17 protein-coding genes are annotated in these 16,158 nt (G+C 44.3%); 10 read left to right on the forward strand and 7 right to left on the reverse strand.

Going from position 1 to position 16,158, the window contains the following annotated elements; all coding sequences use genetic code 11:
* Positions 1-5: 5 nt before the first annotated feature.
* Positions 6-1,382, reverse strand: a complete 1,377-nt coding sequence (locus QUB24_RS22610; protein ID WP_333155631.1) for an NB-ARC domain-containing protein — start codon at positions 1,380-1,382, stop codon at positions 6-8.
* 216 nt (positions 1,383-1,598) lie between these two features.
* Here QUB24_RS22610 and QUB24_RS22615 point away from each other — a divergent pair, with 216 nt between their 5' ends.
* The 4 genes from QUB24_RS22615 to QUB24_RS22630 all read left to right on the forward strand — a co-directional run bounded on the left by QUB24_RS22615 (position 1,599) and on the right by QUB24_RS22630 (position 4,484).
* A complete protein-coding gene (locus QUB24_RS22615; RefSeq protein ID WP_333155632.1) occupies positions 1,599-2,024 on the forward strand; it encodes a hypothetical protein in 426 nt (141 codons plus the stop codon).
* Positions 2,025-2,285: 261 nt separating this feature from the next.
* Positions 2,286-3,668 carry an AIPR family protein gene (locus QUB24_RS22620; protein ID WP_333155634.1) on the forward strand — a complete coding sequence of 461 codons (1,383 nt, stop codon included), beginning with the start codon at positions 2,286-2,288 and terminating at the stop codon, positions 3,666-3,668.
* A 110-nt stretch (positions 3,669-3,778) separates the two neighbouring features.
* Positions 3,779-4,021 (forward strand): hypothetical protein, encoded by a 243-nt coding sequence (locus QUB24_RS22625; RefSeq protein WP_333155635.1) that lies wholly within the window; start codon positions 3,779-3,781, stop codon positions 4,019-4,021.
* Positions 4,022-4,145: 124 nt separating this feature from the next.
* Entirely contained in the window at positions 4,146-4,484 is a 339-nt protein-coding gene (locus tag QUB24_RS22630) for a type II toxin-antitoxin system VapC family toxin (protein ID WP_333155638.1), read from the forward strand.
* On the opposite strand, the gene QUB24_RS22635 is transcribed toward QUB24_RS22630, so the two are convergent.
* Positions 4,439-4,657 carry a hypothetical protein gene (locus QUB24_RS22635; protein WP_333155641.1) on the reverse strand — a complete coding sequence of 73 codons (219 nt, stop codon included), beginning with the start codon at positions 4,655-4,657 and terminating at the stop codon, positions 4,439-4,441. The genes QUB24_RS22630 and QUB24_RS22635 overlap by 46 nt on opposite strands.
* A 26-nt stretch (positions 4,658-4,683) precedes the next feature.
* Here QUB24_RS22635 and QUB24_RS22640 point away from each other — a divergent pair, with 26 nt between their 5' ends.
* Positions 4,684-4,950: a prevent-host-death family protein gene (locus QUB24_RS22640; RefSeq protein WP_190733723.1), complete on the forward strand. Its 267-nt coding sequence runs from the start codon at positions 4,684-4,686 to the stop codon at positions 4,948-4,950.
* A complete protein-coding gene (locus tag QUB24_RS22645; RefSeq protein WP_333155644.1) occupies positions 4,947-5,267 on the forward strand; it encodes a type II toxin-antitoxin system RelE/ParE family toxin in 321 nt (106 codons plus the stop codon). Before QUB24_RS22640 ends, QUB24_RS22645 begins: the two co-directional genes overlap by 4 nt.
* Positions 5,268-5,468: 201 nt before the next feature.
* Here the strand turns inward: QUB24_RS22645 and QUB24_RS22650 are convergent, their stop codons facing one another.
* The 5 genes from QUB24_RS22650 to QUB24_RS22670 form a co-directional block, all read right to left on the reverse strand.
* Positions 5,469-5,762, reverse strand: a complete 294-nt coding sequence (locus tag QUB24_RS22650) for a TIGR03792 family protein (protein WP_333155646.1) — start codon at positions 5,760-5,762, stop codon at positions 5,469-5,471.
* A 26-nt stretch (positions 5,763-5,788) separates the two neighbouring features.
* Positions 5,789-7,999 (reverse strand): PAS domain S-box protein, encoded by a 2,211-nt coding sequence (locus tag QUB24_RS22655; RefSeq protein WP_333155649.1) that lies wholly within the window; start codon positions 7,997-7,999, stop codon positions 5,789-5,791.
* Positions 8,000-8,585: 586 nt separating this feature from the next.
* Positions 8,586-9,794: an AAA family ATPase gene (locus QUB24_RS22660; protein WP_333155651.1), complete on the reverse strand. Its 1,209-nt coding sequence runs from the start codon at positions 9,792-9,794 to the stop codon at positions 8,586-8,588.
* A gap of 71 nt (positions 9,795-9,865) precedes the next feature.
* Positions 9,866-10,411, reverse strand: a complete 546-nt coding sequence (locus tag QUB24_RS22665) for an RNA 2'-phosphotransferase (RefSeq protein ID WP_333155653.1) — start codon at positions 10,409-10,411, stop codon at positions 9,866-9,868.
* 319 nt (positions 10,412-10,730) lie between these two features.
* Complete coding sequence (locus tag QUB24_RS22670; RefSeq protein WP_333155655.1) at positions 10,731-11,309, reverse strand: class I SAM-dependent methyltransferase; 579 nt, start codon at positions 11,307-11,309, stop codon at positions 10,731-10,733.
* Between the two features lie 777 nt (positions 11,310-12,086).
* On the opposite strand from QUB24_RS22670, the gene QUB24_RS22675 reads away from it, so the two are divergent.
* The 4 genes from QUB24_RS22675 to QUB24_RS22690 form a co-directional block, all read left to right on the forward strand.
* The gene (locus QUB24_RS22675; protein ID WP_333155657.1) at positions 12,087-14,957 is read left to right on the forward strand and encodes a diguanylate cyclase; all 2,871 of its coding nucleotides are present in this window, start codon (positions 12,087-12,089) and stop codon (positions 14,955-14,957) included.
* A gap of 146 nt (positions 14,958-15,103) precedes the next feature.
* Entirely contained in the window at positions 15,104-15,262 is a 159-nt protein-coding gene (locus tag QUB24_RS22680; RefSeq protein ID WP_333104085.1) for a hypothetical protein, read from the forward strand.
* Between the two features lie 30 nt (positions 15,263-15,292).
* Complete coding sequence (locus QUB24_RS22685; RefSeq protein WP_333104084.1) at positions 15,293-15,685, forward strand: hypothetical protein; 393 nt, start codon at positions 15,293-15,295, stop codon at positions 15,683-15,685.
* Positions 15,686-15,739: 54 nt separating this feature from the next.
* A partial coding sequence (locus QUB24_RS22690) for a leucine-rich repeat domain-containing protein (protein WP_333155660.1) occupies positions 15,740-16,158 on the forward strand: 419 nt, incomplete at its 3' end.

Consider the following 16,158-nt stretch of genomic DNA (forward strand, 5'->3'; position numbering starts at 1 on the left):
AATGTTTATTCATTGTCGATGTTTGTTAAGTGCGATCGTCGAGTTTTGATATACTGCTTCAGTACAGGTGGCAAAGTGTAAAGACTTTCCTGTTTTTCGATTAAGCAGCGCCGCGATAGAGATTGCAATGCGTTTAGCAAATCGGATGATGATATTTGTCCGTTTTGTAGCAAGTTGGCGAAGTTGACTGGCTGGTTTTCGGTCGCCAACAATGACATGACTTGTTTTTCTAGTTCGGAAGTGCGATCGTACTGCTGTTGTAAAACATCTTTTAAATCTTCGGGTAACAATATGGTATCATCTATTAATAACTCTGTCGCGCCGATTCCCAACTCTTGAATCAAAGTCGCCACGCTTTTTAACCATAAGGGATTGCCTTGGTAGCGGTGAATGAGTGCTTCGCAGTTATCAATTTCTGTTAATCCTTTATCTCTGAGGATTTCCTGTGCGGTCGCAGTGTCTAAACCAGTGAGTTGTAAGGTACGAATGGGAGTATTTTCGCTGGTGAGTTGAGGAACTTCTTTGGGCGGTTCCCAACCGATTAGCAGAAAGCAACTTTGATGGGATAATTTTTCTATCTGTTTAAATAGGGAGCGATATTCTTCGTATTGTGGTTTATACTTTCCTGCCAATTCGCCGCTACAGAAAAGGTTGTGAACGTCATCCAAGACTATTAAACAGCGATGGTTTTGTAAATACTTAATCAGCGGTAAGCCTTTCTGGTTTGTTGGGGATGAATCTTGTTTTTCTGACTGGGAAAAAAGCTGTGTTAGGTTGGATTGAAATTTATCGATGGTGGGGAATTCGTCTAGTGTGTACCAAGCTGCGTATTCAAACTCGTCTTTGATTTGTTGTACGAGTTGTACTGCTAGGGATGTTTTGCCGATGCCGCTGATACCGGTGAGGGTGATGAGGCGGCAGTTTTGTTGTATAATCCAGGTTGTGAGGGTGTGGAGTTCGAGGGTGCGATCGAAGAAATTACCCAACTCTGGCATTTCGCTTAAATCTTGATGCGAAGTTTCTTGATTTGGTGGTTCTGAATTTGGGATATCTGGCGGGTGTCTGCCTTCTCCGCAGATGTTAAAACTACCGCTAACGTTTTGTGCAAAGTTTAAAATATTAGAGTTCTGCAACCTCTCCATTGCCGATCTAAAATTCGTTTTACTAACATCTTCTCCCAACTCTTCTGAAAGTATCTGCCATAATTCCGAACCAACTTGCCTAACATAACTCTCATTACAGTGAATCTCCTCGGCAATTTTGGTGTATTTGTCACCTTGCATGGTTCCTCGCAGAATTGCCTCTTGTAAGTTATCGAGGTGCTGACCAGTTTTGGCAAACACCATCTCGTCAGCCATTTTTAACACTTCCTTAAGATTCATGCAGTATCGTGGATGTTGTGATTTTCCGTATTGTACCTAACATTTTATAACTTTTTCTAACTATTCCTGGCATTTCCCAACATTTTAACACAGAGCGCAGTGGATTAGCCAACAAAAGTGCTAACAAATTGGGTATTTTTAGAGCTGACAGAGCTTTAGTTTTTTGATAATATTTTATTTTAGAATACTTAAACTCAAATAAAAACACTATCAATTATGGATATTATTCTTCAATCGTTTTTCAATGACTTTAAAAAGAATTTTGAATTAAATACTGTTGAATCAGATCCTGCCACAAACGGTGCTGCTTTTGAGAAATTTGTTAATTATGTTCTGTTTAGTCTTGATTATCCTGATATTTTTACGGCAGATGCTGAATTACTAGATTTTGTTTGTGTTGGTGCCGGCTATGATACAGGTATAGATGGAATAGGAATTAAGGTTAACGATAGATTAGTTAAAAGCATTGATGAGATTAGTGACATTGCACAGGAAAGTAAAAGAATCAATATTGAATTTTTATTCATTCAATCGAAAATGCGAGCGGAATTTGATGTTACAGTCTTGAATAAACTTGGAACTGGAGTTAAAGTCTTTTTTTCAGATGATCCCTATCTACCTCAGAACTCTAGAATTAAATAATTTCGGGAAATTAAGGATTTTATCTATTCTAACGAGGAAGTAATTAGAAAACTTGATAAAATCCCAAGTCTTATTCTTTATTATGTTAGTACAGCAAGATCGGAACCAACAGATGAGAATTTTTTAGGCTCTAAAAAATTCCTGATAAAGGAACTTAAAAACCTAGAAAAAGAAAACTTTGAAACTGTTGAAGTAAAAATTGTTGGAGGAGATCGGCTCAAGAATTTCTGTCGAGAGTTAAAAAATCAGTTTGACGTTCAAATGAATGTCATTGATATTTTTCCAATGATCGTAGACAGTAAAACAGATGTCAAAAGAGCAGATGCTTTTACTTGTGAAGCGTCAGAGTTCTTGAAAATTCTCACAAAAGAAGATGGTTCACTGCGTCGCTCTCTATTTAATGACAACGTTCGTGACTATTTAGGAGATAATAAGACTGTCAATAGTGAAATCGAAACTACAATCAACGAAAATCCCGAAATGTTTTTGCTTTGCAACAATGGAGTTACGATTGTATGCACAGAATTTCAAAATCCTCGGGGTAAGCTAGTAAAAATTACTAATCCTCAAATTGTTAACGGTTGCCAAACAAGTAACTCCTTATTTAACCAAAGAGAGAACCCAAGGATTGAGAAAGTAAAACTTCTTATCCGACTGATATCTACCGAAAATCCCGAAATCTCAAATAAAATTGTTAGAGGAACTAATAAACAAAATCAGGTTTTGGAAGAAGCTTTTGAAACGACGCGATCTTTTCATAAAGAAAAATTAGAGCCTTTTTTTCTTGCATTTGAAAACGATGTAAAACTTTATTATGAAAGACGGTCTAAACAATATAGCAACGATCCTCACATCAAAAAGGATCAAATTGTAAACTTAAGAACTTTGACTCAGGTATTTGTTAGTGTTTTTCTTGATTCTCCTCATGATGGACACAGACATGAATCAACACTCTTGAGAGAATATGTGGGACAAAAAGAACCAAGAAAAATTTTTGTAGAAGAGCATAGTCCATATCCTTACTATGTCTCGGCTCTTATTTGGTATAGGTTTGAGAAATACTTTAGAAATGGGGAAAAAGATCAAACATCTAAAGAAATATATAAAACATATAAAGCTCATCTTTATTTAATTTTTAGGATGACCCTAGGAGAATTTCCTCCAAAGCTCACAAAACAAAAATCTATAGAGGATTATTGTAAAAAACTCATTGAGATTTTACAAGAAGATAAATTTACGGAAAGATTAGAAAAAGTTTTGGAAATATTTTACATAACTCAAAAATCATGGGTTGGGCAAGGAAAAAGCCGTTACGGAATGAAAGATCGCGAGGAATTTACTGACTTGCTACTTAGAGTGGCTCGTGAGAAGTTTATTCAAACTCAAGTCGTAGAACAAGAAGAAGATGAAGATAACATAATTTACGAAGGAACTATTCTGAAAATTATACACAAAGATGATGGATCTTGGTTTGGTTTCATAAAACACGTAAATCGAGATGAGGATGAAGATAATGTATATTTTGACAATCGTAGCTATAAAGGAAATATAAGATATCTATCTCCTAATACTACTTATGTCCGGTTTGAAAGAGGAAGGAATCAGAGAGGGTATTATGCTATTGATGTTCAACGAACTAATTGATGAGATAATACAAGTTTTGTTCAAGTAGCGATCGCCCTTTGTTTTTTCAGATGAGCGATCGCCTAAAATGAAAGAGCGATCGCCATAACTCAAGAACCCCGGCACACCCTATGACAATCAAAGAACAACTCCTCCAAGCAATCGAAGCCTTGCCCAGTACAAGACTTGCCGAAGCCCTCACCTTCATGAAATCTCTCTCCACCAAACCTTCTATCACATCTGCTAAATCCTTCCTCGCTCACCTCAAGACAATCGGCACTTGGTCAGGCGACGACTTCCAAGAATGTCTAGAAGCCGTCCACAACTCACGCGGCGAAACCGAATTTGACTACAGCCCCAATCCCTTTGAATAATGTTTCTTCAAGGGCACCAACCATTGTAGCTATGCCCTACTAGGCAACACTCAAATACTCGATCGCCTTGCCAACCTTGGGGATGAGTCGATCGCCACCTGCACCATCGTCAAGGGTGAACTGATTGACATGGCGGCGCGATCGCACGCAACAACGAGAGGTAAATCTTGCCCTAGTTCAACGCTTCCTGCTTGGGCTATACATCTACCCCATCGACGAAACCACCGCCGAAATTTACGGCAATCTTAAAGCGGCAGTTTTCGATCGCTACGCCCCAAAAGACAAAGCCCAACGCCGTAGAACCAACATGACTCAATTGGGCATCGGCGAAAATGACCTGTGGATTGCCGCCGTTGCAATCCAGCATCAACTCACCCTAGTGACGGCCGATCGAGACTTCCAACGGATTCAAGCAGTTCAGCCATTTGAGTTGGAATCCTGGATCTTAACATCGCCAGAGTAAGGAGGAAGGATCTCGCCCCACAAAAACTCATAGCGATCGCCCTTTCTTGTTTCTGATGAGCGATCGCCTAAAATGAAAGAGCGATCGCCCCTAACACCAAATACCAAACACTGCGATGATTGTACGGGTGGCGATCGCCCATCAAAACTCATAGCGATCGCCGTTACAATCAAAGTATCAATCCTCGTGAGATGCCGCGATGACCATCAAAGAACTCCTCATCCAAGAAATAGATAGCACCCCTGACGAACTGCTTGCGGATCTTCTCAGTTTGGTACGATCGCTAAAATCCACTCCAAACCCCCAACTTAATACCTACGAACAACTGCTAGAGCGTATCGACTACCTCGAAGCTATCATCGGCATCCGCAAAGGACTTGAAAGCTTCGATCGAGGTGAAGGTATTCCAGCCGAGAGAGCTATGACAGCGCTACAGCAGCAGTTCAACATCCCCCCTCGTCTATGAGTTATCAAGTCCTAATCCAACCACCCGCCTTTCAAGAAATTGAAAACGCCTACCGTTGGATGTGCGATTATCTGAGTGCTGATGCCGCAAATCAGTGGTACTACGACCTCCAAGATGTGATCGCATCCCTGGAACAGTTTCCTTACCGTTGCTCAGTTGCACCCGAAGCTGCCATCATTGGTAGGGAAATTCGACAACTGTGGGTTGGTAAAGGAAGAACCTATCGAATTCTGTTTGTGGTGGAGGGCGATACCGTCGCAATAATACACGTTCGTCACCGCCGTCAAGCCCCTCTAGGTACTGAACCGCCAGAGTAATCGCATGAAATAGTCAATCAAGGGCGAGCGCATAAAATGAAAATGCGATCGCCCCTAACACCAGATACCAAACACTGCGATGATTGTACCCAGCTTGATCGCCCTTCACACCAAATACCAAATCGATGTCGGCAGTACAATCAAGGTAAAACGCATGATTAATCTTTCAAAAATTACCACGATCAACTGACTGCTGACTAACTAATGTAAAAACTTGCGAACTTGATATTCGCGACTTTCGGCGATCGCAATTTGCAAATCGCCCATTTGGCTATCCAACTCATCTATTATGCTTTGCGGAACCGACTTCCACTTCTCCCTAGTTTCCCAGCGAATCAACATCACCACCTCATTTTCCACCGCATCCACCCAAACTTCTTTGCCCAAAAAACCGTCCCAACTTTTTAGTCCTGCCGTCCAAACTTCCTGATCTCGCTGAATAAACTGCTCCCACTTTTCTTGAGGTACTTTAAATTTTAGCCACTCAATTACCATCTTATTTCCTATTTGTCAATAGCTAATTAATCGTTACCGATCGCAATTTTAATTATCAACTCCGTTCCCTCTCCCGGACGCGAAACACAGTGCAACTTACCGCCGTGCTTTTCTACTACTAAATGCTGGGATATTGCTAGACCCAAACCAGTGCTCGTGTCTGGACATTTAGTGGTAAACAAAGGGTCAAAGATGCAGTCTAGGACTTCTTCAGTCATGCCAGGGCCGTTGTCACTAATGGCGATCGCAACTTCGTTGTCCCCTACCACGGAGGTGCGAATCCGAATTTCGGGATTGAATTTTTCAGACTTCGACCTGGCTGAAGACAAGTAAGACTGATTTTGAATTTTACCATACTTTTCGGCATTTCTCCCCCCTTCTTCCAAAGCGTCGATCGCATTTGTCAACAAGTGCATGAACACTTGGTTTAAGTGTCCCGCATAGCAGTGAACTCGCGGCAAATCTCCGTACTCTTTAACTAGAGAAATCCCCGGCCGTCCCCCTTTAGCTTGCAGTCGATTTTGCAAGATCAGCAAAGTGCTGTCCAAACCTTCGTGGATATCAGCAGGCTTCATTTGGGCTTCGTCAGTACGCGAGAACAAGCGGAGCGATCGCACGACATCGCGAATCCTTTCCGAACCGACTTTCATAGAATTTAGCAGTTTTGGCAAGTCTTTTTTGATGAAGTCTAAGTCTAATTCTTCTATCAAATCTTGAATTTCCCGCACGGGATGGGGATAATACTTTTGGTAAAGGTCGATCGTTCGCAGCAGTTCTTGAATGTAGCCGGTGGCGTGGCTGACATTGCCGGAAATAAAACTAACTGGATTGTTAATTTCGTGCGCTATTCCTGCTACCAACTGCCCCAGGGATGACATCTTTTCTGTTTGAATCAGTTGAGTTTGAGTTTGCTGCAAAATTAACAGCGTCTGCTCTAATTTAGCCGCTTGTTGTCGCAGGCGTTCTTCTGATTCTTGCAAAGCCAAAAGAGACTGTTTGCTTTCGGTAATATCCAATCCCACAAATACCGCCGCCGTACTGTTATGGTATTTTTGAGCGACAATTAGATAAGTTTTATTTTCTCCTCTAATGCTCGCTGTTACTTCTTGAGATGTCTTCTTTTTATGGTTGGCAAAGAAATCGTAGACTAAATCGTTAAATTTGGGACTTGTATCTAAAAAACCTACTTTTTGACCGATAAATAGTTCTGCCGGCATTTTGTAAGCGCTAGCTAAATGTCGGTTTACTCCCAAGTAGCGCAAATCGGAACTTACCCAAGAAACTAATCCGGGCACGGCGTCTAAAACCGCTTGAAGTTGCTCTTTTGCCTCTACGAGCGCTGATTCTGCTGCGAGGCGAGCGGAAATGTCGCGGGCGATCGCGCAGCGGTATTCGCAGCCGCCGTATTCTAAATAATTAACTTTAACTTCGACCGAAAAACTGGCGCCGTCTTTGGTTTTGTAACTGGTTTCAAAAGTGAGGTTGGTTTCCTGCTTGAGTTGAGCCCAGTGTTCTCGCCAATCCGATGCTGGCAACTGCGAATCGATGTCGCTAACCCTCATGTTTAGCAGTTCCGATTCCGAGTAGCCGAAAAGATGGCAAGCGGCTTTGTTCGCGTAGCAAATTTGACCGTCTGAGGTACTAAAAAAGATTGTATCAGCAGCATTTTCGAGGGCAATTTGAGTTAGTTGTGGTATTGTTTCTAACTGCTTTCTTTTGACCTCGGACTGAAATTTATTATAGCAATTGGTTTGAGGGGGAGCCTCAGCTATCTTAGATGCAAACAAAATCAAACCGCCGATCGCACCTTCGCTATTTTTCCAAGGTTGAAATACCCATCTTACCGACTCGCTGACAGAGCAACTTGCGGTTTTTCCTGATACAGATGCGATCGATCGCCCTGCCACAAACTCGCTGTATTCCAAAACTCCCGTCAAACAAGCCTGGGCATTTTGCTCCCAATATTCCGGGAGATTCGGGAACAGTTCCCAATGAGATCGGCCGATGACCTCGCCGTCGCCCAACCCGCAATCTGTTTCCCAGCGACGAGAAACCGACAGATAGCGCATTTCACAATCTACCATTGCCACGGCCTCGGCGGAGCGCTCCACAAACCGCCGAAATCTGTCTTTACTCTCCGACACGGTTGCCTCTGCGGGTTGTTGGGCGATCGGGAAAGTCCCGTCAACGTACCTTCCCAGTCCCTGACTTTTTTGCTGAACTGGCTTAGTTTGCACGGTTTGGGATTTCCTCCATAACTGTCAAGTTTGAAAAATTCTGTTTGAGACCAAAAATGCTGTTTTCCCCTGATTTGCTCTCTCGGACGATACCCTTAGAGGGTATCACCCATCATTGATATCATTTTTGATGGGGATATGTCTATAGGCATTAGTGTCAATTTAAGACCAAAGCTAGTGCCAGGTTGCCGTTTGACGATTAGGCATATATCGCGCCAGCGCCCCCCGAATAATAGTCGGAGGGGACTGGAGTGCTCTGTTGTGTCCCCCCACTATTCCGGGGCGCAGGAGGGCAGCCAGACTAGGCAAAAAACGAGAGATAAAAAGGGTTTTAGGCGATTGTTGAGACTAATGGTCTATAGGTACTCAAAAAAGTTTCCCCCAAACTTTGAGAGTCAGAAGATTTCCTGGTAATTGTGGGATATTTTATACAAGCTCCCAAAAGAATGCAACTGTCCGCCCGCGATCCAAACCATGAGCTTCATCAGTCATTCCCAATTTTTTAATTGAAAATCCCAAATCGAACATAGTATTAGATCGTGTAGCCAGTGCGATCGCCAGATAGCTTGAGAATGCAAGAGAGCGCTCAAACAAATTTGTGCGTAAATTCACTGGTAAAATCCACTCTCCCTTTCCGTAACATTGCAGGATCTAATCTTTCCGTCGTGTTACAAGTCATCAAAACTACGAGTTTTTGCTGAAATTGAATGCCGTGTTCGTCGATGACGCTTTGATACAAAGTGCCATCCAGCAAACTCAAAATGTGTTCAGTTTTGTTAGTGCGTTGTGCCTCTGCAGTCGATCGATCTTGAGCCAAATTATCAGCCTCATTGATAATAATACAAATCCGCTCTAAATAACTCGGTGGCACAAAATTTTCCACAGCATCGTGGTCTAAGATAAAAATCACATAACCCAGCGGCACTAAAATTTCCTTTGCTACCGCTTGCGTCCAAGCAGTTTTTCCCGTTCCCGGTTCGCCACTAACCAAAACAGCCAACTGATTTTGATCCAAAATTGCCTGCTGAACTGTATCAGTAAAACTTTGAACCTCCGCAGAAAACGTGCGAATTGGGAACTGACTGTGAACCTGTCCGACGCGGCTTTTGTACCCGCCCAGAATCACCGCTAAATTATAAGTTGCCTTGCTAACGAGCGGCGCAATATCTTGGCAAATCAGAGTGTAGCAGCGTCTTCCCCTATCGTAGCTGTCAATTTGCAGCCAGCAGCCGAATCGAGCCCAAGAAGCATAAACAGTACCCAAAACTTCCAAGCGTTCCCAGCTAACAAACCGCTCCGGGGGATAAGAAAAATGTCGCTCCATAAAAGACTGGGTAATTGCATCCGGTTTCCCTAGCAAATCCAGAACTTTGAAAACAGTAATTTCTTGGAGTTTGTTGAGAACGTAGTCGATGGGAATGCTAGCGCGGCTGACCAATTGCACCACAGGCGTTTCGGTAACTAAAACGTCTTTGTAGCGGTAATCCGGGTAAACTGGCTGCGGAGTAATGTAATCCCAAAATTCATCAATTTCGTAGCGAGTATTTTCCGAAAATACATTTAAAATATTTGCCCACCAAGTATATTGGTGTCGTCCCATTGCGTCGGCAATATCGCTAGCTGCCCCTAAAGTTTTTTGAGCTAGTTCTTGGGGGTCGCTAGACGCTAAATGTACCAGGTGTTCCCAATCAAATTGACGATAAAAAGGTCGCCAACCAGAGCCTAGCAGACCTCTATTTTGAGAATTATTTTGATGAAAAAATTTTTCGCGCTCGCCCATATTTTCCGCACTCATTTTGCCAAAGTCCTACTTACTCTTATTTTACATTTTTTGTGGCAGACATTCTACAAAAAAAAGGAAAATTATCAACTTATTTTGAGATAAGCTGGCGGCACAAAATCTACTAACCAAACTTTGTTTTCCGAGCAGTAAAATGTATGACCGTCGCGTTGCATTGCTGCGGCATCTACAGTCAAGACTGCCGGGATGCCATGTCTTGCACCTACTTGGCGCGCCGTCTGGATATTCACTGACAAATGAACATGATGCCTCGACATTTTCCTAATTCCTTGACTGAGAATATACTCCACTGCAGTGCTACCTGTTCCGTGATATAAAATATCTGGGGGAACAGCGGGTTCTAACTGCAAGTCAACCTCTACGCTGTGCCCTTGGTTGGCACGAATTAGAGTGCCTGTGGAGTCAAATGAAAAGCGCTGCTTGTCGTTTTCCGCGACTACTTGTTTGAGTTCTGCAAGCTGAACAGGAAATTTATTTTTTTGGCACGCATCGAGGAGTGCGCTAACAGGAACCCAGCCACCGGGAGCGAGTTCAATGCCGATGCGCGAGGGCGCGTGACGCAGGTGTTTGCTGAGATATCTGCTGATTTTTACTAATCGATAATCCTTCATAATTTTAGTTTATTTATTGAGTTTTTCAATCACCTTTTACAAAATGTCACTAGCGGGTTATATCGTTGATGGGAGGCGGGTTTGTTGAATCTGTTTACACTGCTAGAGGGCGCTTGAGTGAATGATCATCTACAGATTGTTTTAAAAACTAGCCACAATAAAGAAATGTTTTAGACCATAATTATAGCGGTGAATTACGCCATTAAGCACCTACACAATTAGGTTCTAGTTCCGGGAATAAAAAATGTTATGTGTGCGATTTTTCACGAGGTTTATCTTTTGATAATTATCAAAAACTCTACATTCTGTCGCAGGTCTTCTACCTTGGGATAACTCCGCCAAAAATAGCAAAGTTGAGATAGCGCCAGTGACATCCTACGTCGGCAAAACCAGCTTCGGCAAGCCACTTTGTCTGCTCTTCCACAGAGGAGGGAATATCTTCTTCTCGATATTTTTGAAACCAGGCTGCATCGTCTTCTCCGTTAGCTTTCATGTACTGCCGCCACAACTGTTCGTATTGCTCAGTCAGCCGGGGAGTAGCACCTGTCACAATATCTCGAATTAGCAAGGTTCCCCCTGGATTCATGGAGTGGAAAAGTTTGTGAAATAGCTGTTGTTTACCTGCGCTGTCGAGGTGGTGGATTGCCAACCCTGAAACTACCAAATCGTGACCGCTGCCGAAATCATCTTCGGCAAAGTTTCCTTGCTGCAAGGTCAGCCGTTCTCGGAAAGCGGACAAGTTAGTTTGGCAAGTTTTCAGCATATTTTGGGCGATGTCAAAGGCTAGGACTTTTGCTTGAGGAAATGCTTGCAGAATCAGACCCGACATTATGCCAGTTCCCGCGCCTAAATCCAAAACTTTTATGTTAGCATTAGTTTCAGAAGGGATTAACTGCAATATTACATCGTGTTGCTCGCCATAGCGCGGAATGAGGCGGGGAATTAAGCCGTCAATCGATTTTAGATTTTAGATTTTAGATTTTAGAGGCGACCCCACGGATAAATGCGGGGGCTTGAGGATTTTCGATTTTCGATTTGGGATTGATTCCACTGATAAATCACGTGGCGGGTACCACCTTTGAAATTCGCTTGTCATAATCAAAGGCTCTTTGTTCAAATTGCTCGCGTACAGCGTCTAAATTCACAGTCTAAATTCACAGAGGATTTTCCTCAAATTGTTAATAGTTGAGTGCGTCAAGGCAGTTGGCCTGTTCTCTTCTCGGCTAGCATATTACATTTTATAATACAAAAAATATACAGAGCTGTCAAGATGTTGAAGAAAATAATTTAAAAGAAGTTATGGACGATCGCCAGACAGGGACTTTGTGCGCCCAAACCCGCCCGTGATTTGGGAACTGTCTAGCCCTGCACATATATCTGCTTCAGTGGAGATGAGGCAGAATGCCACAGACGCGAAAGCCTGCCGAAGACGAGACTTTGTGCCAGATACTAGGAGTAATTGTGAGAAAAAAGTTGACGGTTATGATATCCGTTTCAAACAACAATGCAACTGTCGGTGTGTGCTCCACACCATAAATTTCTCAGTGATTCCCCTTAGTAAAATATAAAAGATACAAAGATAAAAAAAAATGAGCTAGCAGCCGATGAGCGGCTAGATCTGAAAAAATCAGTCCTCAGATTGACAAACTTTAGCCAACTATAAACAAAAATTGAGGTGACTCCCGATTGGAAGTGGTACCTGCCAATTTTTCAGGAAGATGAAGAGATACAAAATATTACACCCGCCGGCGCGGGAAAGAAAATTGTGATAATGAATCAGGATGCGAGTAGATTAGGTGTCAGCCGTCAGGGGAAAATAGAAGCAATGGAAATCCAACAACGGAGTAAGGATAAGCCCGATCGCCAGCAACAAAACGCGCCCGATCGGGTCGGTCAATTTTCTACGACAAAAGAACTAGATTGGTCGCTACAAGAATGTTTAGATTTTAAAAGAGCGATCGACCGATCGACACTGGCGCTGAGGACTGACGCGCGAGGAATTATCAACTATGTCAGCGAACGAGTTTGCTCCATCTCCAACTATTCCCAGGCAGAACTAATCGGCTCCCACTTCGGCATCCTCCCTTCGGAATATAAATCTTCGGAAATAATCAAAAATCTGCTATTAACTGTTGCCAAAGGTGAAGTTTGGCAAGGAGACATTCAGAATAAAGCCAAGGATGGAAGTGATTATTGGGTGTACGCAGCAGTAGTTCCACTGTTGGACTGCAAGGGAAAACCCTGTCAGTATTTGGCGATCGGATTCGACATCACCGATCGCAAAGCCGTTGAAGCAGCCCAAGCCGAAGCGAACCGGGCAAAAGACGAATTTCTGGCGATCGCCTCCCACGAACTGCGATCGCCCCTGAGCGCGATTTTGGGATGGGTGCAGCTAGCTCGATCGCGCAATTTAAACGAAGCCACCACCAGCCGCGCTTTGGAAATCATCGAGCGCAACGCCAAATTACAAAACCGGCAAATAGACAATCTCCTCGACCTCTCGCGGTTGCTGCGAGGGAAAGTGTGCCTGAACATCGGCGAAGTTCACCTCCCATCTATCATAGAATCTGCGATCGACACCCTCCGTCCCACCGCCGATGCCAAAAACCTCCGCGTAGAAAAACATTTCGACCCTGCCGTCAGCTACGTTTTAGCAGATGCAGAACGCTTGCAGCAAGTAGTCTGGAACCTGCTGGCCAACGCCATCAAATTCACCCCAGAATCGACACCATACCCAGTTCAAGTGCGGATCGAGCCTACTGAGTCGGGCGTGTTGATTCGGGTCAGCGACAGTGGTTGCGGCATCGACCCCAAATTTCTGCCGCACATCTTTGACTACTTCCGCCCTGCAGACAACTTCCAGAACAAGGAACAAAATCGGCTTGGGCTCGGACTCTCAATTGTGCGACAGTTGGTGGAACTGCACGGGGGAAGTGTTTGGGCTTCGAGTCCCGGCCTCGGTCAGGGGGCGACCTTTGGGGTGCTGCTACCGAGCGCCAACAAAAATGCACCCGACGATCGCACTGCTGCGATCGCCCAAAGGGAAAGCAGACCCGGATCGGTTTCCAAACCCCTAGCGGGAAAGCAAGTCCTGGTGGTGGAAAGCAGCGCCGAAATCCGGCAATTTCTCAAAACTGGCCTCGAAGCATTTGGAGCCAAGGTAACAGCGGTGGGTAGCGCCGCCGAAGCGATGGCCGAGTTGCAACAGTCGCGCCCCGACGTGTTGGTCAGCGATATGACGGTATCGGGAGCCGACGGCTGCGATTTAATCCGCCGCATCAGAGCAATGGAAATGTCCGAGCACAGGGAACTGCTGCCGGCCGTGGCGCTGACGGGAGGGATTGAGGAAGAAGATTCGGCCGAAGCGCTGGAGGCGGGGTTTCAGAGGCATTTGTCCAAGCCGGTGGAAGCGAATCAGTTGGTGAGCGCGATCGCCCAATTGGCTGGACTGACTGGATTCGGCTCCGGAGAGTGGGGTTCGGGAAATATCCGGGCGATCGCACCCCCGGCACTGCTGCCGGAACCTAACAGTTTTGACGACAAAAATTATCTGGAACAATTAACAAGTGACAGTAGAGAATTACCGCTGTTGCTGGTAGTAGAAGACAACAATTTTCTGCTAGCTTACCTCCAAACTTTATTAACTCCGTACTATCGAGTCGCCGTGGCGAGTGACGGGGTTGAAGGTTTAGAAAAAGCCAAAAGTTTGCAGCCCAATTTGATTGTTAGCGACCAAATTATGCCCAGACAAAACGGACTGGATTTGCTCAAGGAGATTCGGAACACGCCAGAATTGAAATCTACTCCGGTAATCTTTTTGACAGCGCGATCGGGGATGGAAGCTCGGATCGAAAGTTTGGATGCGGGTGCTGACGATTATATCTCTAAGCCTTTTGACGAGAGGGAATTGCTGGCGAGGGTGAGAAATTTGTTGCGATCGCACTCAGCCGAACAGCAGTTGGCGGAGCTCAACCGTCAGTTGCAACAGCAGAAACAGCAGTTAGAAACAGTGAATCGAGCCTTGCAGTATTTGGCAAATTACGACAGTTTGACTGAGGTAAGAAACCGCCACTCTTTTAATGAATACCTTGATACGGAATGGCGGCGTTTGGCGAGGGAAGAAGCACCGCTGTCTTTAATTATGTGCGACATTGATTATTTCAAACTTTACAACGACACTTATGGGCACCAAGCGGGGGATGAATGTTTGCGGCAAGTGGCGACGGTGATCCAGCATTCGGTAAAGCGAGCGGCAGATTTAGTAGCGCGTTACGGTGGAGAAGAATTTGTAGTAGTTTTGCCGAATACCGATATTGAAGGTGCCACTTGCGTAGCTGAAATGATCGCACAACAGGTGCGGGGCTTGCACATAGCTCACGCTAAGTCTGCTGTCAGCGAATATGTAACGCTGAGTTTGGGTGTAGCTTGCTGCATTCCGGGGGCGAAGTCGCAGCCAGGGGAGCTAATTGCGATGGCCGATGAGTCGCTTTATCGGGCGAAAGAAGCAGGACGCGATCGGGTTTCGGTTGCCGCATTTCAAGGATAATATAATAGTTCAATCAAGTTGTATGGTGCGTCAGACATCGATCGTTTCGATTTAAACAGGTTTTTTTCATGTTACGCACCATACCAATGTGCTTGCAAAATTGTGCGAATTCAAATTGCTATAAAATAGTTAAAGGAGGTCGTGCCATGACAGCAACATTAGACAAACCAAAAGACCAGCGCCTAATTCACTCCTGGATTGATTGGCAACAATTCAAGCTAATCGAGCAGGGGTTTTCTGACTCCCCCGGCATCCGACTTTTTTATTTCAAAGGTGAGGTAGAAATCTTGGCAGTTTCGCAATAACATGAAGTCTTCAGCGGTGTCATCGCCCTGTTGCTGGGTACGTATTTTGTAGAAAAAGAAATCGATTTTACTCCCACAGGAAGCTTTACCCAGGAAAAAGAAGGAAAAGCATCCGCACAAGCAGACCAATCTTACTTAATTGGCAGAGCATCGGGAGGCATTGCAGACCTCTCGATCGAAGTTGTATTTACTAGCGGCAACGAGAGCAAGTTGAATCGCTACGAAGCCTTGGGAGTGCCCGAAGTTTGGTTTTGGGAGGATGGAGTATTTGGCCTGTATCATTTGCGATCGCACGGATATGAAAAAATTGACCAAAGCGAAGTTCTGCCCGGTTTAGACATCAACCTGCTGTCTCGGTGCTTGCTGATGGCTTCTAGGGTTGAAGGGGTTAAGGAGTTTCGGCGCGGGATTTCTGCAGTTTAGAGGAAAAGTTGACAAAAGCTTCTCATTTTCGTAACAAATTAAAATAATATTGCCATGTCAGAACAACAGCCAAATCCAGCAAAATTCAGCAGCTTTTCCGAATGGTGGTTGCACAAAGACAGCCTTTCAAAAGAAGCAAGACATACAGTTGAGGTGCTGTTAGAATGCACTGGCATTTCTTACATTATTGAGGAAGCGATAGCGATAGTGTCAAGTAAGAAGTATCTGGAGCTGTACGGCAATCAAATATCAGACATCACACCCCTGCAATCTCTGACTCATTTGACTGAGCTGGATCTCGACAGCAATCAAATATCAGACATCACACCCCTGCAATCTCTGACTAATTTGACTTGTCTGAATCTGCGCGACAATCAAAGATCAGACATCACACCCCTGCAATCTCTGACTAATTTGACTGAGCTGGATCTGGGCGACAATCAAATATCAGACATCACGCCTCTGCAATCTCT

The sequence above is a fragment of the Microcoleus sp. B9-D4 genome (assembly GCF_036705105.1).
Lineage (GTDB): Bacteria > Cyanobacteriota > Cyanobacteriia > Cyanobacteriales > Microcoleaceae > Microcoleus.